Source organism: Paenibacillus sp. FSL R7-0163 (assembly GCF_037969975.1).
Classification (GTDB): domain Bacteria; phylum Bacillota; class Bacilli; order Paenibacillales; family Paenibacillaceae; genus Paenibacillus_AQ; species Paenibacillus_AQ odorifer.
The window spans coordinates 4,981,812-5,001,093 of record NZ_CP150224.1 but is presented as its reverse complement, the minus strand read 5'-3'; the positions used below and the strand labels follow the sequence as shown (position 1 = coordinate 5,001,093).

At 45.6% G+C, this 19,282-nt stretch carries 19 protein-coding genes; 10 read left to right on the top strand and 9 right to left on the bottom strand.

The window, feature by feature from the left end:
- Positions 1-162: 162 nt before the first annotated feature.
- Positions 163-1,317 carry a phosphodiester glycosidase family protein gene (locus tag NST45_RS22065; RefSeq protein WP_036680436.1) on the bottom strand — a complete coding sequence of 385 codons (1,155 nt, stop codon included), beginning with the start codon at positions 1,315-1,317 and terminating at the stop codon, positions 163-165.
- Between the two features lie 234 nt (positions 1,318-1,551).
- On the opposite strand from NST45_RS22065, the gene NST45_RS22060 reads away from it, so the two are divergent.
- Positions 1,552-2,139: a histidine phosphatase family protein gene (locus tag NST45_RS22060; protein WP_038568983.1), complete on the top strand. Its 588-nt coding sequence runs from the start codon at positions 1,552-1,554 to the stop codon at positions 2,137-2,139.
- 77 nt (positions 2,140-2,216) lie between these two features.
- Positions 2,217-3,035 (top strand): GGDEF domain-containing protein, encoded by an 819-nt coding sequence (locus tag NST45_RS22055; RefSeq protein ID WP_081382558.1) that lies wholly within the window; start codon positions 2,217-2,219, stop codon positions 3,033-3,035.
- A 65-nt stretch (positions 3,036-3,100) separates the two neighbouring features.
- On the opposite strand, the gene NST45_RS22050 is transcribed toward NST45_RS22055, so the two are convergent.
- From NST45_RS22050 to NST45_RS22020, 7 genes are all read right to left on the bottom strand, one after another.
- Positions 3,101-4,333: an SLC45 family MFS transporter gene (locus NST45_RS22050; protein WP_076145508.1), complete on the bottom strand. Its 1,233-nt coding sequence runs from the start codon at positions 4,331-4,333 to the stop codon at positions 3,101-3,103.
- Positions 4,334-4,337: 4 nt separating this feature from the next.
- Complete coding sequence (locus NST45_RS22045) at positions 4,338-5,075, bottom strand: glycerophosphodiester phosphodiesterase (protein ID WP_339823822.1); 738 nt, start codon at positions 5,073-5,075, stop codon at positions 4,338-4,340.
- Positions 5,076-5,177: 102 nt separating this feature from the next.
- On the bottom strand, positions 5,178-6,044 hold the full coding sequence (locus NST45_RS22040) for an STM4011 family radical SAM protein (protein WP_076104694.1): 867 nt from the start codon (positions 6,042-6,044) through the stop codon (positions 5,178-5,180).
- Positions 6,041-7,390: an STM4012 family radical SAM protein gene (locus NST45_RS22035; protein WP_339823820.1), complete on the bottom strand. Its 1,350-nt coding sequence runs from the start codon at positions 7,388-7,390 to the stop codon at positions 6,041-6,043. The genes NST45_RS22040 and NST45_RS22035 overlap by 4 nt, the downstream gene beginning before the upstream one ends.
- A gap of 32 nt (positions 7,391-7,422) precedes the next feature.
- Positions 7,423-8,205 carry an STM4013/SEN3800 family hydrolase gene (locus NST45_RS22030; RefSeq protein ID WP_036680379.1) on the bottom strand — a complete coding sequence of 261 codons (783 nt, stop codon included), beginning with the start codon at positions 8,203-8,205 and terminating at the stop codon, positions 7,423-7,425.
- Positions 8,206-9,543 carry an STM4014 family protein gene (locus NST45_RS22025; protein WP_235219444.1) on the bottom strand — a complete coding sequence of 446 codons (1,338 nt, stop codon included), beginning with the start codon at positions 9,541-9,543 and terminating at the stop codon, positions 8,206-8,208.
- Entirely contained in the window at positions 9,503-10,348 is an 846-nt protein-coding gene (locus tag NST45_RS22020; protein ID WP_036680382.1) for an STM4015 family protein, read from the bottom strand. Before NST45_RS22020 ends, NST45_RS22025 begins: the two co-directional genes overlap by 41 nt.
- 169 nt (positions 10,349-10,517) lie before the next feature.
- Between NST45_RS22020 and NST45_RS22015 the strand changes: the two genes are divergently transcribed.
- From NST45_RS22015 to NST45_RS22000, 4 genes are read left to right on the top strand one after another with little or no spacing between them, the layout of a single operon-like run.
- Complete coding sequence (locus tag NST45_RS22015) at positions 10,518-11,993, top strand: amidase family protein (protein WP_339823817.1); 1,476 nt, start codon at positions 10,518-10,520, stop codon at positions 11,991-11,993.
- A gap of 36 nt (positions 11,994-12,029) precedes the next feature.
- Positions 12,030-12,563 (top strand): NUDIX domain-containing protein, encoded by a 534-nt coding sequence (locus tag NST45_RS22010; RefSeq protein ID WP_042124672.1) that lies wholly within the window; start codon positions 12,030-12,032, stop codon positions 12,561-12,563.
- A gap of 1 nt (position 12,564) precedes the next feature.
- Complete coding sequence (locus NST45_RS22005; protein WP_036680386.1) at positions 12,565-12,936, top strand: cupin domain-containing protein; 372 nt, start codon at positions 12,565-12,567, stop codon at positions 12,934-12,936.
- Between the two features lie 4 nt (positions 12,937-12,940).
- Positions 12,941-13,486: a GNAT family N-acetyltransferase gene (locus NST45_RS22000; RefSeq protein ID WP_036680387.1), complete on the top strand. Its 546-nt coding sequence runs from the start codon at positions 12,941-12,943 to the stop codon at positions 13,484-13,486.
- Between the two features lie 97 nt (positions 13,487-13,583).
- Here NST45_RS22000 and NST45_RS21995 read toward each other — a convergent pair whose 3' ends face one another.
- Positions 13,584-14,453 carry a helix-turn-helix domain-containing protein gene (locus tag NST45_RS21995; protein WP_036680388.1) on the bottom strand — a complete coding sequence of 290 codons (870 nt, stop codon included), beginning with the start codon at positions 14,451-14,453 and terminating at the stop codon, positions 13,584-13,586.
- Positions 14,454-14,623: 170 nt separating this feature from the next.
- Here NST45_RS21995 and NST45_RS21990 point away from each other — a divergent pair, with 170 nt between their 5' ends.
- The 4 genes from NST45_RS21990 to NST45_RS21975 are packed head-to-tail and all read left to right on the top strand — an operon-like array spanning position 14,624 to position 19,222.
- Positions 14,624-15,709 (top strand): glycoside hydrolase family 88 protein, encoded by a 1,086-nt coding sequence (locus tag NST45_RS21990; RefSeq protein WP_231574052.1) that lies wholly within the window; start codon positions 14,624-14,626, stop codon positions 15,707-15,709.
- Positions 15,710-15,742: 33 nt separating this feature from the next.
- Positions 15,743-16,687: an ABC transporter permease subunit gene (locus NST45_RS21985; protein WP_036680389.1), complete on the top strand. Its 945-nt coding sequence runs from the start codon at positions 15,743-15,745 to the stop codon at positions 16,685-16,687.
- Positions 16,688-16,699: 12 nt separating this feature from the next.
- The gene (locus NST45_RS21980) at positions 16,700-17,581 is read left to right on the top strand and encodes a carbohydrate ABC transporter permease (protein WP_036680390.1); all 882 of its coding nucleotides are present in this window, start codon (positions 16,700-16,702) and stop codon (positions 17,579-17,581) included.
- A 51-nt stretch (positions 17,582-17,632) separates the two neighbouring features.
- Complete coding sequence (locus NST45_RS21975; RefSeq protein ID WP_042124676.1) at positions 17,633-19,222, top strand: extracellular solute-binding protein; 1,590 nt, start codon at positions 17,633-17,635, stop codon at positions 19,220-19,222.
- Positions 19,223-19,282: the final 60 nt, after the last annotated feature.

Genomic DNA, 19,282 nt, shown 5'->3' with positions numbered 1-19,282 from the left:
AGGGGATTTTTGGGTTTGAGCTCGGCAATCATATGCTGCACAGTAGTTTCATACGTCGTACAGCAATCATACCGCCATAGCAATTATGCGCTGCAAACTGCCTCTGATTGCACTTTGTACAATAGAATCATATATTCTTAGTAGCCGTCTGGCCAAGAGATTTTATTGATATTTGACTACAATCGCATTGCTGATCTGACGCCCAGGGGACGTTAGATATTTGCCGTTGTAGTAGAGCCCGCTGGATGCACCACCATCCAGATTCATGGCTTGATACGCTCCAGCTTGCTTCATCATTTCTGCCAGCTGTGGGATGGTGGCTCCACCAGTGGTCAGCAGAATGAGCTTATGGTCGCGTGTTAATCCGAGCGCGCTGCGTGCTCCGCCGCCGGTTAAGATTTTCGGATCTTTGAAGCCTTCTGCCGCGACATTAAGGGATACCTTACCGTTCACAAGAAGACGCGGGCCGGCTTGAAGAGCTCCTTCCATGGAGCCGGAAGCGAAGCGGCTTGTGAAATCCAACCCAGGAATCAGTGACGCTAGATGGTTGCTGTCATAGGTAAAAATCGTCCGGCGATCCCCGGAGCTATTTTTAAGCATTTTTCCACCGCTGACAATGTAACCGTATGGAGCTTTGTATGCCCCTTTTGTATAGGCATCAAAAAACGTTCCGTTAATCGCAACTACGGCATTATTACGTTTAGCCAGACTGCTTAAATCCTCCACTTTTCCGACCGTATTTCCAGCCAGTACGACATCAAGTTTCACCTTAGGATGCAGCAGGGACACTGTAACCGTCTGGGCTTTGAAGGATCTGCCGCCAACCTTGAAGGTTTTACTAGCGCTGACAACTGGTGAAGAATCCGCTTTGATTAGTGCGCCGGACTGTACAGGAACAGTGGTTGCAATATCATTACTCTTAAGGGTTAATGAAGAGGCTTCCTTATCCCAAGTTAATTGAATGCCAAGTGTTGTGCTGATAAAAGACAACGGAATATATACCGTGCCGTTATCACTGAAAGCAAGATCAGTTAGTGTAACCGACTTTTCATTGACGAGCGCAGCGGTTTGACCTAATGTAAGCGTTATGGTTGTGTCTGCATTCGTAATGCTTATACGTTTTTCGTTAGGATTCCATACAGATTGTATACCAGTGAAGCTATTTAATAGACGCAGTGGTATGTATGAATGGTTATTCTTGTCCACATAGACGGTGTTTTTAGGAAGCGGTGTTGCACCAACAGTGGAAGGGCAAGTGGCGACAAGTGGAATGAGCAGTAAGAAGGTAAGAAACAAAGTGGACCCTAGCTTTTTCATCATAAACAATTACTCCTTATCTTGTAGCTGTTGTAAAAAACGACAAGGTTTATTATACCTCATGTTCAAAAACTTGGATAACCTTTATTTTTAAATGTTCATAGGGTGAATCTGATAGAATATAGATTATATTATTTATATTAGCACTGAAGTAGCACTGAAATTAGCATTATAACTAGCACTATAACCAGTATCACAACTGCCACTAGACTCATTAGCTAAAAGGAGATTTTTATGACTACAATAGGTTTAATTCGCCATGGAAGTACCGCGTGGAATAAAGAAGGCAGAGTGCAAGGGCATACGGATAATTCATTGGATGCTGAAGGCCTGCAACAGGCACAACTACTGGCTGAACGACTTAGCACAGAACAATGGGATTACATATATTCAAGTGATTTACTCAGAGCGCGGCAAACGGCAGAGGTTATTGCAGAAAGATTAGGCCTTGAGATCACGGGTTTAGCGCCGGGCATTCGAGAGATGTATGCGGGACTTATTGAAGGAACTACGCAGCAAGAGCGGATTGAACGATGGGGAACCGATTGGAAGACGTTAGATTTGGGTTTGGAAACTCCAGAAGCCAGCGAGCTCAGAGGCAGCGAAGTCATTGAAGAAATTGCGGCGAGACATCCAGGCAGCCATATTCTGATCGTTAGCCATGGTGCAATTTTACGCAGTAGCCTTAGAAGACTACTTCCAGAACTGGACGGCACAGTATTATTGAACAATACGTCAATTACGCGAATAACAAAATCCGAATCGGATGGCTCCTGGAACTGCGAGTTATATAATTGTGCGCGGCATTTGGAGAAAGAGTAAGTGTTCAGATAATGTTCAGAGCTTTTTTATATATTGGTATCGCAGTACAGTAAGCTAATTATTTGTAGTTCAGAAGGATGTGCGAATTAAAGGTGGTAGAGGTTCAGATTTATTTACAAACGTTAATGTCCATTATCATCGCAGGGGTTGTAGGTTATTTAGTATTGAGATTTTACCGGGATGTTGCTAGTAAGGAACCAAAACAAAGAGCGGTTTATACGGGCCTTTCCATTATAACTATCGTCGTTGGATTGTGGGCAATGCATCAGCTAGGCAAAAAATCCTTAGAAGAAACTATAGAGGTCAATGGGGGGATTTTCACTCCGTTATTGATATACGCGCTTACGATAGCTGTTTTAATGTTTTTGCTTACACGGCTGAACCTTGTTTTGGCGGAAAGAGAGCAGCTTAAGGAACTTGCCTATAAGGATGGCTTAACGGGGCTGTTAAACAAGAATGGAATGGATCACTTTTGGGATCGCTGCAAAGTAAATGAGCAACTAGCCGTATTGTTTATGGATTTGAACCGTTTCAAATCCATCAATGACAGCTTAGGACATCATGTGGGCGATTTACTGCTGCAAGAGGTGGGAGGAAGGTTAAGTCAATTCTCCAGCAAAAGAAAACGCCATATTTTCCGCATAGGCGGTGATGAATTTGTGATTGTGGCTAAAGGCTGCAATCAGAAGGAAGCGGAGCAGTTAGCGGTGCAGATTCTGGAGAAGACGACCAGACATTATCAGCTGGGAGAGCACAACCTCTTTGTATCTGCGAGCATAGGCATCAGCATTAGTCATGGCAAGGTGGATCATTTCAGGCTGCTGCATGAGGCAGATACAGCGATGTACACCGCCAAACAGCTCGGGACAGGTCGTTATTCAGTTTTTAAAAATTAGTTTGTTAAATGTAAAATATAAGCGTCAGCCTTGGACATAAATAGATGTCTAAGGCTGACGCTTTTTTAGGCTCCCGGTGTGTGAAACTTGTGGGGCACTTGCTTGCGTCCCTTCATCAAGAAAAGGCAGAGCAGGGCAACTGCCATACTAATCGCTGCTACATAGAACAGGATGGAGTAATCAAAAATATCAATCATTAGCCCCAGCAAAGGAGGCGAGCTGATCGCTGCCAGTGAAGAGACCAAATAATACATCCCTGTTCGAGTACCAATACTTTCCTCAGTCCCCGTAGCAACAACATAAGGATAAGAGTTGATGTTGATACAAGCCCAGAAGATTCCTCCTGTCAGGAGCAACGCTCGAAGCACCAGCAGGTCCTGTGCAAACCCAACAAGCGCAAAGACCGTCATCAGGCCACATACGCCGACGATAATGATCTTCTTTTTCCCGAATCGCCCACCCAGCCAACCGCTCGGAATAGCGAACAGCACAAAGGCAAGGGAGAAGAAGGTAAGGGAGAAGGAGGCCGCTTGTTCACTGAGGCCCAGATGGTTTTTGCCATACAACGTGAATAAGGTTTCGACCCCTTGATAAGCTACAAACCAGAAGAAGATCGCTGCCAGTAGAAAGACTGTAGTACGATCAAGCTGGCCGCGAAAGGAGATTCTGGAAGGCCTAACTATTGTCGCAGAAGGGCTCCCCGCTGTATCGGATAGATGCGTAGGGCTTTTATTCACACCATCCCGTTTTTCTTTGATGAAGCGCGATACGATAAACAGACATAACAGGGTAATCAGTCCAGCAACGAGAAACGGCAGCGCAGGATTTGATTTATAGAGGATCGAACCCACGCCGAAAGCCAGAATTGATCCGAATCCACCCATGAAATTAATTAATCCGTTAGCCTTTGTACGCTGCTCTTCAGGTGTTATGTCGGGCATGAGAGCGACGGTAGGGGAACGGTATAAACTCATGGCTAAATTCATCAGCATCATAAATAAAAGCAGTGTAAATAGTCCGGTATGAAACGGAATCAGCATAGTCAGCACGGCAGCGAAGGGCATACCAATCATAAGATAAGGCATTCTGCGTCCAAAACGCGAGGTCGTGCGGTCACTCCGATTGCCGATCCAAGGCTGCAAGAATAAGGCGAAGTAATTATCAATCGTCATCATGAAGCTGATTAGGGCTACACTATGTACATATTTTTCGAGGAAAAAAGGTACAAATGCGTTATACAGACTCCATGTAATGCTGATGCTGAAAAAGCCGAATCCGAGCAGCCAGACTTTTTTCACACCATCACACTCCCTTGTCAGCCAGAAGTCCAGCCAACAGGTCTGGATGATCGGTAATAATGCCTGATACACCCGCTTCAATTAAATATTTCATCCGCTCGGGATCGTTAACGGTCCAAGGATGGTAGGCGACGCCATGCTTTGCAGCTTCTTCGACGAATTCAGGCAGTACCGCAAAATGATACGCATGCAACGCAGTCGCTCCAAGTGTAGCTGCATAATCCCAAGGACGATACAAGCCTTCCCCGTACAGAATTCCTGTTCTGATCTCCGGTGCCAGCGACTGACAGTAAGCTAGTGAATAATGGTTGAAGCTCGAAAAAATGACGCGATCGCTCATCTTGAAATCCCGTACGGCCGCGATCACTTTTTCCTCCATGCCCGGATATAAAAAAGTGCCATTTTTAAGCTCGATATTTAGTATGGTATCTCTACCTTGCAACAGATCTAATAAATCTTCCAGCAATGGAAGGCGCTCATCTTTGAATTCAGGTCCGAACCATGAGCCTGCGTCCACTTCCAGCAGTTCTGCGAGTGTATGATCCTTCATATAGCCGGTTCCGCTTGTCGTGCGGTTTAGAGTTTCATCATGAATGAGGACTAGGCCGCCATCCTTGGTCATTTGTACATCAGTTTCTATTCCGGTTGCACCCAGCTCAAGACCTTTGCGAAATGCTGCCATAGTATTTTCTGGACAGACTGCCGACGCTCCACGATGCGCAAAATTAATGATGTTGTTCATAAGTTATTGTCCCTCCAACTTTAGTGTTTGCTATGCCCCTATAGATGGGGGCTACTTGTCATATTCCACAGAGAGTAAAGAAACCCTGTCTGGAATTTTAATTCAGTTGTTCATAGCGCCATAAGGGATTCGTTCCAAAAGTCCAGCTTCATAGATGCTCCGCAGCTTCAGCTCGGGCATATGAATATAACCGATATAGCAATCGCATACCTTCATGCGGCAGCTTCTAACCGCAGAGAGACCTTCGAGCCCATCACGGTAAAGATTGCCTATGACACCTCTGTCCTTATAGCAGCGTTTCACAAGCCCAGCGCCCTGTACATAAAAAACATCTTTTCCTGCATTGCAGGCTTGGCCAAGGCTTTCATAATCCATAGCATTTACAGAAAAGTGTGGATCAATCTCGCTAAGGAAGGCAAAATCCTCAGCTGTATAATAATCCGGTTTATCTTTGTAAGCATTGATCCATAGGTACACGTTTTCCGGTAATGCAGAGCGAAGTGAAGCTATAGCTGAAAAAGCGCTGCGTATTCCAACGCTTCCCACACTAAACGGAACGTCGTTCTCGTATAAAGTCATACATTGCGCCAGAAATTTATCCTCCCGCACTTGTCCGGGGTGGTAGGTGGCCCAAAAGGCCACTTTTTTACGATTCAGCTGGGAGATGAAATCCAGGTTGGCAGAAAGGTTGGTCTGAATCGCTACCTTCTCTACATGGTCCATATTGGAGAGCGCAATCATTGCTTCTTTGTACCAGCGATGAATCAGCCCTTCGCCATAGGGATTAAAAAATATAGAAAGCCGATGACCTGCCGCACCTTGCTCAGACGCCCATGCTACAAAGGCCTCCAGCCCCTGGCGGTCCTTGGCGAGCGTAGCTGCGCTGTCTCTTGTTTTGCCAAAAGGACAATAGGGGCAATCATAGTTGCAGGACGTGAGGGAGCCGCGGTAGTAGAGGACCGCATTCATGGCAATACGAACCTTTCCATCTGCTCTCGGATCTCCCCAGAAATAAACCAATCACCGATGGAATCGGAGTAGCCCATGCCTTCAGTAGTAAGGCGTAATACGCCATCTGCTTCTTTCCCTAAGCCGGTATGAAGCAGGTTAGACAGTTCAGGATAATCACTCCAGAGTGAATTTCCGAAGCGTAGACTATAATCTTCAAGCTTCAGCCCTTCACTATGTAAAAGCGCCTTTAGAATAAAGCGGCGCTTCTGTTCTTCCAGATTTAGCACAATTCCGTAATCTGCCGTATCGTAACGATCTGCACTGATATAATCGGCAATAATGCTCTCGGTTGCTTTACGGCTCACCCCATAACGGGAAGCGTAATGCACGTTGCGAGTATAGGACCTAGCCCCGCAGCCTAGCCCGACCATTCCTTCTTCCTGACAGCTGTAGTCAAGAATGCGTTTAGCTGTTCCTGCGTCTTCCTTGGCGAAACGACGCATGGAGTATTGGCGATATCCTCTCGCTCTAAGCAGCTGCCCAGCGGCTTTGTAGCAATCTAGGCGAATATCGTCCTGACGCTGGATATCACCAGGCTTCACAATCGTATGCTCTCGGGTGTAGAGCGGATAGATGAAAATTTCCTCTGGCTCAAAGCTGATCGCTTGATTGAGCGAATATAGCCAAGAGTCGACCGTCTGCCCCGGAAGCCCGTAGATCAGATCTAAATTTAATATGGGAAAATCATATTTCCCCAGCAGCTCTAGTGCCCGATACACCTCATCCGGATTTTGTGGGCGATAGATGGCCGCCGATTCAGCAGCGACAAAACTTTGGATGCCCATGCTGACCCGATCCACCGTATATTCTTTTAGAATATTCAACTTCTCTTCGGTAATCGTCTCCGGTGAAGTTTCCACTGAGATGGAGGCTGTATTTGTATCCAGTCCCATCGTATCAACGGCAATGTGGAACAAGCGGCGGAGCTGATCTGCTGCCAGCAGGGTGGGAGTTCCGCCGCCGATCGCAAAGCGCGCATAAGGTTTATGTCTGGTGAATTCCGCCCATTGCTTTGCTTGGCGTTCCAGTGCATCCACGTATGTGGCATGAACATTTGCGCGTTTATCAGGCAGGGTAAATAGGTTGCAGAATCCGCAGCGTGCGCCACAAAACGGAATATGCATATATAGAAAGAAAGATTCCGCAGGCTCATCACGCCAGAGTGTTTCTAGCGGCATCGGAGGCTGCAAATCCCTGTAAGCCGTTTTGTGTGGATAGGAATACAGATAAGAACGGTAAGGGTGGGCAGTAATGCTGTTTTTCCACTTATGAAGCTCTTCTAAAGAGAAGGACGATAACGTCATATCAGTTCTCCATCCTTTCCTTGGTATAAATATTATAAAATAAACTCCCGATAAGGGACGTTCCATACCGTCTCGTGGGCTAGGCGATGCCCCTGATAGCCATCTTCGCCAAAAGCGGTTCCATGATCAGAAAACGCCAGACAGAAGGTAGGATTACCGCGTTCCCGGAAGGCATCGAATAATCGGCCCAGTTCACCATCCACATATCGGAGTGCAGCGCGCTGGCTGTCTACGGAATCCTTTTTAGCACCGGGTATAAAATAATGGTTTGGTCCGTGGATGGCAGAGACATTGAGGAACATGAACAATCTTTGTTCAAGAGGAGTATCCTTCAGCAGCTTCAAGGCATGATTCACCTGATGCTCTGTGGAACGCGGGTTGGTGACCCCGAACGTCATCCTCCAGTAGCTGTGCTGGAAATAGCTTGGTAACACACGAGCGAGTGGATTTTTTTTGGTGAAAAAAATAACGCCCCCTATACAAATCGTCCGGTAGCCCTCGGCAGCAAGCCCAGATACGATATCGGGTGTATCGAACAGCCAGGTATGGGGATGCGTCTTCATTCCGGTGTTTCGGGAATGGAACATGCGGATATGCTCCGTTTTATCCGTTGTAGCTGGAGTAGGCAAGAAACCGCCGAAGAAGGCATGATGGGCCGCATAGGTGAAGCTGCCAGGGGTATGTCTTTTCTCCCATGATCCGGTTCCGCATAAGTTGGGGCAGTTTGCTTCTTCCATAACAGCAGCATCATAACGAAGCGTATCGAGTGTGATCATAAGAATGTCATGCCTGCCGACGATGGTGTTCATATCCATTTAAGATAATCCTTCCTTTATAAGCGGTGTGGAGGGAGGCGTGATATAGTCTCTAGCCGACAATACCTTCATTTCCCATTCGTAGGTGCTGGAGCCACGGTATTTCACATCGTACAGCAAGTCGCCAAATGGATTGACATCTGCGACAAAACATTGCTGTGAACCCCCGGATACCAGTACATCGATTCCGGCTACCCCGGAACGGGGAAAAGCAGCCAGTGCTTGCACAGCGGTATTCCGCACCTGCTCCTGTACGGGTTCAGACAGACCGGCTTCCGAAAGAGACATCCGCTGGTTGCGTAAATGCAGATTCGTAATTGGTGTAGGGCTGACCCGAGCAACCGCGTGGCAGGCCTCGCGGAGAACGACTAGCTGGCGAATATCGAATGCTTTTCCCTTAAGCCCGGCTTTAGGGATCCATTGCTCAGCATAAGCCCCGTGCTGGTAGATCCAGTTCACAATTCCCGAGATCGTGGCGGTATTCGTGTACCGTCGCAGTTTACCGGAATTATAGTAAATGGGTGGTCGAGTGATGTAATTCTCGACCCCCACTGTTGTTAAGGCAATTTCGGCACCCGTCACGGGATGGATCTGATAGGCGACCACCCCAGAAGCCGCAGAGCCGAAGGCCAGCTTAATGAATACCCGGTGCATTCGCCGGGATAACATCATCTCCCGGAGAGAGGCATAATCCGTAGGCTGCTGATCTTCACCTACTGGGCGAGGAATTGGAATCCCTGCCTCGCTCAGAATCTGTTGCGTCTGGCGTTTATCGGTCATAGCCGCAATGTCAGTAGGGTCATTTAACCATAGTGAACCTGGACATGCGGTTTTGGCCTCGCGCTGTAGTCTTGCCAGCATCCGGCAGTAGCCACGGAACCATTGAGATGGATGATGCAGGACACCTTGCATTTCCTTCAATTGACGGACTACCTGCACGCGGAGTGGTCGCGGATCAGGTCTATCGGCGTAGGGATGAAGCGAATCGTCCATATCATCCGAGTCCGGTGCGCCTAGAGCGATTAAGGCACGTTCTACCTCGAAGCTGCTGCCAGGTGACTCTAGTCTCAGCAGCGGTGGAGCTGCACTGAGATCTACTCCGTTGTAAACGGAGGACTGATGGGATAATTGCTTCTTCTGCTCTTCCATAAGATCACCTAATGATCTACCTTGCAGAAACTCAGCGTACGATAAAATAATGGCAGGGGGCATTCCTAGATCGGAACGCGCTTGCTGGATGCCGCTAGCCCGTTTATCACCGGGAATACCGATAACGATCATCGGCCTCATGAGAGGCTCACTCTGTGATGGAAGGATAACGCCAGTCTTCCTCATCATCGCTTTCCTGCTTGTCGCTAACATCAACAGGCAATCCACTTTGCTTCCAGCGGCTAATCATCTCGTCAGACATATAATGATGGCTTAGGTTTAATGCTTTTAATTTTTTGATTCTGTCGCTGGCTAGAAGCAATTCCGCCCCCTCATCGCTTAGGGTACCGAGTGATAGATCGAGCGTATCTAGCTGATCCAGAATAGGAGCATTTGCTAGTGCACCTGCGATCTCATCTTGGATCTGGCTATTTTTTAAACCGAGATAAGTAAGCTTAGGAAACTTTCCTACTTCTATAAGAGGGAGAAGATCTGCGAGGCTGCCGTCAAATCCGTAGTCTTCTACACCTAGATATAGCTCCAGCTTGCGCAAATTCGGCAATTGGCTAGTTGCAATATGATCTAGAACGGCTTTACCTAAGCCTCCGCTTATAATAATCAATTCTTCTAGCTTATCGTGTTTTAGTTCTGCGAGGCTCAGCTCATTCCCACCTTGAATCGTGAGTGACTGTAGCTCTGGAAAAGCAGGGAGCAGCGGCGATAGATCGCTTTGGGTAATCCAAGAAATCTCGCATTCCTCATAGCCCATCTCGCCTATGAAAAGCTTGCGTAAAGCAGGGAAGCTAGCACTATGCGTAACCAGTGCCTCTACAACTTCTTCTGAACTATTTTCGTAGGCTTGCCCCCAATCACCGATAATTAGACTTGTCAGCGAAGAACTTTCAGGGGTGCTGCTAAGCTTCTCAATTTCCGTGCCAATTCTTTGGCCTTCCTCGAATTCGTCGTATCCGATACTAAGCTTTACTTCCGTCATGGGCATTCCCTCCCGGAAAAATTTAACTTCGAAAATACCCTATCATCTGTAGCCGAGGGAGTCAAATCACAGGTTTAAATGATTATAGTCAAATTCGTCATGTCATTGAGCTAATCATTTATGGTAGGTTTATGCTAGGGAGAATTACATTATTGAAGGAGCTGCTCTGATGAAGATCAAACTTCAGGAATGGATAATAGAAGCGGATATTGCAAAGCTGCAAGCGGCTATGGAAGCAGGCGTAGTCAGTTCAGAAGATTTGGTAGTAGCCTATTTGGAACGGATTCATAAGTACGATATAGACATAAACGCAATCTTAGAAATCAATCCAGAGGCTAAAGACATCGCGAGAACACTGGATATTGAACGTAAGGAACAAGGAAGTCGGGGAAGTCTACACGGCATTCCTATATTGTTGAAGGATAATATAGATACCGCGGATAAAATGCATACGAGTGCTGGGTCAGTAGCTTTAGCAGGATCATTTGCGGCAAAAGATTCCTTCGTAGCTGCGAAGCTCCGGTCAGCAGGAGCTGTTTTGCTTGGAAAGGCGAATATGTCGGAGTGGTCTAACTTTATGTCTAGTTCAATGCCGGCTGGGTATAGCTCACGAGGTGGTCTAGTACTTAATCCATATGGGCCAGGGAATGTATTTGTCAGTGGTTCAAGTTCTGGACCTGCAGCAGCTATTGCGGCGAATTTGGCAGCAGCCTCGATCGGAACGGAAACCGCGGGATCAATTGTTGGGCCAGCCTGTCAGCATGCTCTCATCGGGATCAAACCAACGGTCGGATTAGTCAGTCGTACTGGAGTGATTCCTATTTCAGTTAGCCAAGACACTCCTGGACCTATTGCTAAAACGGTTACGGATGCGGCGATTATTTTGGGGGCATTAACGGGAGTGGATGACAGGGATGAAGCAACATTATCGAGCGAGAAGCATGCTTTTACGGACTATACTCCATTTCTAGATAAAAGCTTTATACGGCAAGCAAGAATAGGCGTTCCACGGCACTATTATAACCATTTAGATGCAGAGCGACTTTCAATTATGGAAACAGCTATCCAGACTTTGAAGAACGAAGGGGCTACGATAATAGATCCGGTTACGCTTTACGTTGAACAACAAAACTGGAATAATGATGTAATCTGTTATGAATTTAAAAAGGGGCTCAACGCGTATTTATCTGGGGTAGATGATTCCGTTCCGATTCACTCTTTGCAGCAATTGATAGCGTATAATGAAAGACATGCTGAAATCGCATTACAATTTGGGCAAGATACATTAACTAGGTCAGAGGGTATAACTTTAACCGAAGAAGAATATCAGCAAAAGAAACAAGAATACAGAGGGCTAGCACTTGAGCAAGGCATAGATTATGTGTTGGAGCAATATAGCTTGGATGCATTATTACTGCCTGGAGATGTAGATGGTATGTATATTGCAGCACGCTTGGGGTATCCGTTAATTACCGTTCCGGCAGGATTTGTAGCTCAGGGCATTATTGATTCCGACGGTGACCCAACTCGGGGGCCCTTTGGGGTAGTTTTTTCCGGAAAAGCCTATAGTGAGCCTACGCTCCTATCCATAGCCTACGGGTTTGAACAAGCTACGCAGCATCGTGTTCCACCGCAATTGGAATAGGTATTGACTACTTTATTATAGAAGGAAGAGATCAGCTTGAAATATTGCCTAGAATGTGGAACAGCGTTAGTAATGAAAGAAAGCGATGGGGAAGGACAGGTACCTTATTGTAATGCATGCGAAATGTTCAGATTCCCTATTTTTAGCACGGCGATCAGTACAGCAGTATTAAATCAGGATATGAATAAGATTCTATTGATCCAGCAGTATAACCGACCAGATTATATATTGCTTGCAGGGTACGTGAATAAAGGTGAAGATGCGGAAACCACACTTATTCGTGAAGTAAAAGAAGAGGTAGGAATTGATATTGTAGCCTATGAATATATGCGCAGCTTATATTTCGCACCTTCTAATACGCTAATGCTGAATTTTATAGGTGTTGCAGATTCGGAGGACTTAAGTCAGATGAGTGCTGAGGTTGATCATGCAGAATGGTTTACCTTGGAAGAGGCCGCCAGAGCCATTAAAAAGAATAGTCTAGCCGAAACCTTCCTGTTGGCGATTATTGAAAAATTGCATGCAGATCAGGTACAGGTAAATCCGGTGTCGGTAGGAGGAACAGTGTAAGATGATAGTATATAGCTTTGCCAAAGAAGCTGGTAAATCTATTGATGCGTTCGGAAGCCAGCAGCTTTATATGTCGAGAATACTGACAGAGGCGGTTTCTCCGCATGTGGGTTGTATGCACTTGGGTGTGAATGGACTTGTTGGCTGGCATCAGGCTCCGGTTCCACAGCTATTTCTTGTCGTTAGCGGAGAAGGCTGGGTCAGAGCAGGGGAAGAAACAGAGCTTTCAGTTAGCGCTGGCTCAGCTGTGTATTGGGACAAGGGCGAGTGGCATGAGACACGCACAGAGACAGGACTAACAGCGATAGTAATCGAAGCAGAGAATATGAGTTTGGCGATGCCAATTGTGCAGGAGATTCTTGAGCGGAGGTAAAACAATGTTTAATCAAGAGAAAAGAACAATTACGACCGAAAGATTGATACTGAGACCCTTTGAATTATCTGATGCAAAACGTGTCTCTGACCTCTGCAATAATTATAATATCTACAAAAGTACGTTGACTCTACCTTATCCTTACACTATCGAATGTGCAATATCCTGGATTGAAGCTCATGAAGAGAATTTTATCAATAATATGTATTATGAGTTTGCCATTACTGATAAGAGTACAAACGAGCTTTATGGAGCTATAGGACTGACAAATAAGCAAGCATACAGAAATGGTGAAGTAGGATATTGGATCGGTGAGGAATATTGGGGGAAAGGATACGCGACTGAAGCAGCAAAAGCGATCATTGCGTTTGCTTTTTCAGAAAAGCATTATCATAAAGTATTTGCAAGACACTTTGCTTCAAATCCCGGCTCTGGGCGAGTGATGCAAAAATGTGGAATGGTGGAGGAAGGCATTTTATTGCAGCATATCTATAAAGAAAATAAATATGATGACCTAATTCATTATGGGATTATAAATACTGAAGGTTAGGCTACATAAGATGGATTTTTAAAGTTTTTACAAGCAAATAAAACAAAAAGGAGCCGAGTGGCTCCTTTTTGCTGTGCAATAAGGGCTATACAAATTGTTATTTGGATTTATTGCGATAGGTGCGCGGCGTTGTACCGACGATCTTTTTAAAAGCACGACCAAAATAGGAGAAACTGTTAAAACCCACGGCTTCCGAGATTTCTGTGATCGGCATGCTAGTATTTGTGAGCAGCCGCTTGGCGTGATGAATCCGTGTTTGGATTAGAAAATCGGTTATAGTCAGACCAATCGTTTTTTTGAACAAATGACACAGATAATACGGATTGATATATAAATCCTGTGCAAGCTTTTCGAGCGAAATATCCGTGGTGAAGTTTTTGGATAAATATTTTACCGCTTCTTCGATTTTGACATTGATTGTATTTCTCTCAATGGGCTCAAGACCATGCTCTTCTCCGTTAAACACAAGGCGGTGTATTTCAAGTAGCATCTCATTGAGGTAAATTCGCATAGCCAAAAAGTCACCAGTATTCAGCTTTACATATTCTTCTTGCAGTCGATCTAGGAGATATTCGAAATGACGCAGACGTTCACCGCTCATTCGTATATGCCTATGCTGGTTACTGCGGTCAAACATACGAAGAAATCGTTGCTGAATTTCAGAATCCAGGAGTTCAGGGAGAAAGTGGATGGCGGTACGTGTGCTGGGTACTTGCAGCTTAGGCGAACTTTTATGAGATTCTAGGGAGCTTATCAGAATCAAGTCGTTGCCTTCAAGCGGATAGATATTTTCTTCTATTAAAAAATAACCACTGCCTTCGTGAAACATATAGATCTCAAATCCGGCATGGGAATGGAAGTTCATGTAAAAGGTTTGTTCAGTTTCTCTATACTTCATATGAATGGGTAGTTCTTGCAATTTATTGTTCACGAAAACGTCAGTCGATTGGTAAGCTCGGTCTTCCATACTCCACTCCTCCTGTATTAGAATGCGCTTTCATACATCATATAGGCTCGTAATCAATAAAGCAATATCGGTATGGTTTTACGCAATTCATCGAGAGAATTGCATCCGTTTTCATAATATACTTGGATTCAGGCCGCTAATAGCGCCGTTGGGAGGTGGCGATATATTGTATGGCGGTATTCAACCAGAGGAGTGGAATTAAGGAAATGATTATTGAAATGAATGAACAAATAAGACATGCCGCTGATCGTGTGTATCGATATATGACGGAAAGCAGATCGACCGATTGGGGAATGAACATCAATGAATGGGACTGGGTCCCTGGTGTAGGTACGATGGCATTGCTGCATTATTACGAGAAGACGGGAAACCAGGAAGTTCTTGATTATTTAATTAGATGGGTCGAAAGAAATCAAGAAAAAGCAGGACGTACGAAAGTTATTAATTCGATGGCGCCGTTCGCCATTTTTCCCAGGCTGTATGAATTAACCAAAGAAACGTATTATTTGGACCAAGCGAAACAAATCTCTCAGTGGATGGTACGAGAGGCTCCGCGAACGCGAGAAGGTGCATTTGAGCATACCGTCACGGAGAAAGGTAGCTTCCCAGAGCAGGTATGGGCAGATACAATGTTTATGGCTGTACTACTGCTTGCCCGCACAGCGAAATTAACGCAAGATTCGGATCTTGCAAAACAGGCTTTGGAGCAGGTCAGCTTGCATATGCGGTTGCTGCAGGACGAAGTGACCGGGGTTCTATTTCACGGCTGGAACAGTGCCGAGAGAAATCATTTATCCGCTGCCAGATGGACGCGGGCGAATGCATGGGTTTGTATAGCCGTACCTGAAATCTTGCAGGACATCGTAGGACTAGTCACGATCCCGTCTGATATAAGGTCTAGCTACAAGCGCATGATGGATGGCTTGATCGAATACCAAAGCAGCAACGGTCTATGGCACACGGTAATGGACCGGACAGACTTTTACCAGGAAACGTCGGGAAGCGCGGGTATTGCCTGCGGAATACTGCTGGCTATCCGTACAGGTCTGTTGGAAGAAACCTATGGAGTACACGTGTTAAAAGCTTTAAAGGGTGTTTTGAGATGTATTAATACTGCCGGAGAAGTGAGCAGTGTTTCCGGAGGGACACCGATCATGCCGACCATCGAGGCGTATCAAACGATTGAGCGTATACCGACCTTGTATGGTCAAGGGCTTGTGTTGATGCTGTTTTCGGAGTGCTTCGGAAATGAGTAAACGAAAGCTATTTTTTGTTCTGGAGGGTTAGGTATGAACTTACAAAAGTCAGCGTCACCTCTGACCAGCCCCCGAAAGGGATCGATATTGCGCAGCATGTATCGCTATCGCAGGTTGTATGTGCTCGCGCTTCCCGGCATCATATATTTTATTATTTTTCATTATGTGCCAATGTGGGGCGTGTTGATCGCGTTTCAAGATTACAGTCCGTTTCAGGGTTTTTTTGGAAGTGATTGGGTCGGGTTTAAACATTTTATTGACTTCTTTCAAGGGGACAATTTTATCAGGTTGCTAAGTAATACACTCGTGATCAGTGTGCTGAAGCTTATCTTTTTCTTTCCTGCACCGATTGTACTGGCGCTTTTACTGAATGAGGTTCGGAATGCACTTTACAAGCGATGGGTACAAACGATCGTCTATTTACCTCACTTCTTATCGTGGGTCATCGTCATAGGGATCTATTCACTGATGTTTTCTTCAACGGGCTTCGTCAATGAACTTGTAGTCATGCTCGGAGGAACGGTCAAGAATTGGATGATGATGCCTGAGCTATTTAAAATAAGCATCGTACTCCAAAATATCTGGAAGGAAACAGGGTGGGGAACGATCATCTTTCTCGCTGCACTAAGCAGCGTATCACCTGAACTCTATGAAGCAGCGGTAATGGATGGGGCAAGCCGCTGGCGCCAGTTGTGGAACATCACGCTTCCTTCGATCCGCCCAACCATCATCATGATGCTGTTACTGCAGCTCGGCCATATCCTTAATGTCGGCTTCGAGCAAATCTTCTTGATGCTGAATCCGCTCGTTATGGATGTTGGTGATGTATTTCCTACTTTTGTGTACCGTGAGGGTATTCTTCAAGGGGACTTCAGCTTTGCCTCAGCGGCGGGTTTGTTCAACTCTCTGGTAGGACTCATCTTAATTCTGAGTGCAAACAAGCTGACCAAAAAACTGGGTGAAGAAGGAATATTCTAAAGAGGTGAAATTATGAGATTCAAAAGAACCCTTGGCGAAAGATTGTTTGACCGCTTGAACTATGTACTACTTGCCCTTGTGTCGGCTGCCATGCTGCTACCCTTTGTCAATGTGCTTGCTTCGTCGCTCTCTACCGGGGTTGGGCTGAGCAGAGGGGGTCTTGTTCTCTGGCCGCGTGGCTGGTCACTGGAGGCATACAGCTATATTTTCAAACAAGGGGATTTAATTCGGGCTTTGGGCGTTACCATCTTTATCACCGTAGTAGGAACAGCACTAAATCTAATCGTTACATTTACCCTCGCGTATGCACTATCGAAATCGCATTTGCCGTTCCGTAATCCGATGCTTATGATGGTATTCTTTACTACACTATTTAGTGGCGGGATGATTCCAACATTTATTCTAGTTAAAGATCTGGGGATGCTGGACAGTCTTTGGTCGCTTATCATTCCCGGAGCGGCAAGTGCATTTAACATCATTATCGTAAAATCGTTCATGCAGACGATTCCAGATGGGCTCGAAGAGTCAGCGACGATTGACGGATGTACGGAATTCGGTACCTTTTTCCGCATTGTGATTCCGGTGTCTATGCCAATCATTGCGACCATGATCCTGTTTTACGCCGTCGGACATTGGAATGAATTTTTTCAAGCGATATTGTATATCAACAACCCACTCAAATGGCCTATGCAAGTGTTCTTGCGCCAAGTGCTTCTGGTATTGAGTTCATCGGAGCTTAACGCTTCTATGATTGATCAGGATCAAATGATGCAGCTGGCTGAACCTATCAAGATGGCGATGATCATTGTGGCTACAGCACCGATTGTTATTGTTTATCCTTTTTTACAAAAGTATTTCGTGAAGGGTGTCATGATCGGTTCAATCAAAGGGTAGATTTCCCCTCGATAATTAAAGTAAGCGATTTATTCCAAGGAGGAATATCAAATGAAAATGCTGTCTAGAAAAAATGCTTATACCTGCTTCACTGCCCTGATTGGGGGAACGCTCATCTTGTCTGGCTGTGGCAATTCGAAGGGAGGTAGTTCTGAGGGAACTGCCAATGCTCCATCCAAGCCAGTACCGATTGAATTCTCGATGAACGTGAACACGGTTCCAGATGTTAATAACAATGAAGGGATCAAATGGTTGAATGAAAAGTTCAATATGGATCTAAAATTCACACCGATTCCAAACTCTAATTTTAAGGAAAAATTCAATGCGATGGTCGCTTCTGGCTCGATGCCTGATGTATTTACCTTTAATTTCGATGCAACCGCGATCAAGCTCATCAAGCAAGGAGCCGTCGCTCCGCTCGACGAGTACATTTCGGAGTATCCGAATTTGAAATATACCCAGCTTCATTATGATAATGTCAGCTATGATGGGAAGGTTTATGGTATTCCTATTGCACGCTCATTGCTTGCTGCTCCAAACGCGCCGCTGATCCGCCAAGATTGGCTGGATAAATTGAACTTGCCTGTTCCGAAGACATTGGATGAGCTGTACGCTACCATGCAGGCGATGACAAATAATGACCCGGACGGCAACGGGAAGAAGGATACGTATGGGCTGCAGCTTGGTGAAATTACTGGTCGAGCAGGCGATTTCAATGGACGGGAATTTTGGGGAACAGGCGACCTGTTATACAGTTTCGGTCTTGATGGCTCGGGCTGGGTGCTGAAGGATGGTCAGCTTGTTATGAACGAAGCGATGCCTGAATATAAAGTTTATCTGGATTGGCTGAAAAAAGCTGTCAGCGAAGGCTTGGTTGATCCTGATTTCGTCTTGAACCAAGCGAATGAGGCACAGGATAAATTTTTCAAAAACGGAAAAGGCGGAATTGCCTTCGACTTTGTTTCGATGATCCGTAATTTTACTTCGACCGTTCCAGTGACTACACCTGGGGCTAAGCTAACTGCATTTGAACCTCCGGTTGGACCTAATGGCGAAAGCGGAGTCGTATCTGGTCCGGGTAATGTAGGTGTCATCTTTATCAGTGCTGAGGCCGCGAAAGATAAGAATAAAGTGAAGACGATTCTGCAATGGCTTGACTACGGTCCGTCCATGGAAAATGGTTATGTTGTAGACGGTGTACAGAAATACAACAAATTGCAAAACTATGGGCTTGATGGCGTTACCTTCAAAACGAACAGTGACGGCAGTGTTGAAGTGACCGATAAGGATAAGCTGAAAAAACTTGGAGGCGGATACATTTTGCCAACTCAAGCACTTCCGAATCCGGAGAACACGAACTATACAAAAGATTCGGATGATCCTGAAACATTGGCACTGGAAATCGCTGCTAACGATATTTTGCTAAAGCATCTGAAAGTAAGCCCCATCGCCGGACTTCATTCCCCTACAGAACAAAACACTCCGGATATGTACATGGATCTTGTAAAAGCCAAAGTGAAATACGTCATGAGTCAATTGAGCTCTGAGGAATGGGACAACGCGCTTAAATCGTTCATGGACAAAGATGGTACAAAAGTGACGCAAGAATTTAATGAAGCACTGAAAAACGCTAAAAAATAAAGCTTCTCCCCCGGTTTCCGGGGGATATTTTCAAATTATCCTCTGTAAAGGAAGGGCAAG

What these genes read in the sequence shown, in the direction of transcription:
- NST45_RS22065 (WP_036680436.1), bottom strand. Translation starts at nt 1,317, where the DNA reads ATGAAAAAGCTAGGGTCCACTTTGTTTCTTACCTTCTTACTGCTCATT.
- NST45_RS22060 (WP_038568983.1), top strand. Translation starts at nt 1,552, where the DNA reads ATGACTACAATAGGTTTAATTCGCCATGGAAGTACCGCGTGGAATAAA.
- NST45_RS22055 (WP_081382558.1), top strand. Translation starts at nt 2,217, where the DNA reads ATGTGCGAATTAAAGGTGGTAGAGGTTCAGATTTATTTACAAACGTTA.
- NST45_RS22045 (WP_339823822.1), bottom strand. Translation starts at nt 5,075, where the DNA reads ATGAACAACATCATTAATTTTGCGCATCGTGGAGCGTCGGCAGTCTGT.
- NST45_RS22040 (WP_076104694.1), bottom strand. Translation starts at nt 6,044, where the DNA reads ATGAATGCGGTCCTCTACTACCGCGGCTCCCTCACGTCCTGCAACTAT.
- NST45_RS22035 (WP_339823820.1), bottom strand. Translation starts at nt 7,390, where the DNA reads ATGACGTTATCGTCCTTCTCTTTAGAAGAGCTTCATAAGTGGAAAAAC.
- NST45_RS22030 (WP_036680379.1), bottom strand. Translation starts at nt 8,205, where the DNA reads ATGGATATGAACACCATCGTCGGCAGGCATGACATTCTTATGATCACA.
- NST45_RS22025 (WP_235219444.1), bottom strand. Translation starts at nt 9,543, where the DNA reads ATGATGAGGAAGACTGGCGTTATCCTTCCATCACAGAGTGAGCCTCTC.
- NST45_RS22020 (WP_036680382.1), bottom strand. Translation starts at nt 10,348, where the DNA reads ATGACGGAAGTAAAGCTTAGTATCGGATACGACGAATTCGAGGAAGGC.
- NST45_RS22015 (WP_339823817.1), top strand. Translation starts at nt 10,518, where the DNA reads ATGAAGATCAAACTTCAGGAATGGATAATAGAAGCGGATATTGCAAAG.
- NST45_RS22005 (WP_036680386.1), top strand. Translation starts at nt 12,565, where the DNA reads ATGATAGTATATAGCTTTGCCAAAGAAGCTGGTAAATCTATTGATGCG.
- NST45_RS22000 (WP_036680387.1), top strand. Translation starts at nt 12,941, where the DNA reads ATGTTTAATCAAGAGAAAAGAACAATTACGACCGAAAGATTGATACTG.
- NST45_RS21995 (WP_036680388.1), bottom strand. Translation starts at nt 14,453, where the DNA reads ATGGAAGACCGAGCTTACCAATCGACTGACGTTTTCGTGAACAATAAA.
- NST45_RS21990 (WP_231574052.1), top strand. Translation starts at nt 14,624, where the DNA reads ATGGCGGTATTCAACCAGAGGAGTGGAATTAAGGAAATGATTATTGAA.
- NST45_RS21985 (WP_036680389.1), top strand. Translation starts at nt 15,743, where the DNA reads ATGAACTTACAAAAGTCAGCGTCACCTCTGACCAGCCCCCGAAAGGGA.
- NST45_RS21980 (WP_036680390.1), top strand. Translation starts at nt 16,700, where the DNA reads ATGAGATTCAAAAGAACCCTTGGCGAAAGATTGTTTGACCGCTTGAAC.
- NST45_RS21975 (WP_042124676.1), top strand. Translation starts at nt 17,633, where the DNA reads ATGAAAATGCTGTCTAGAAAAAATGCTTATACCTGCTTCACTGCCCTG.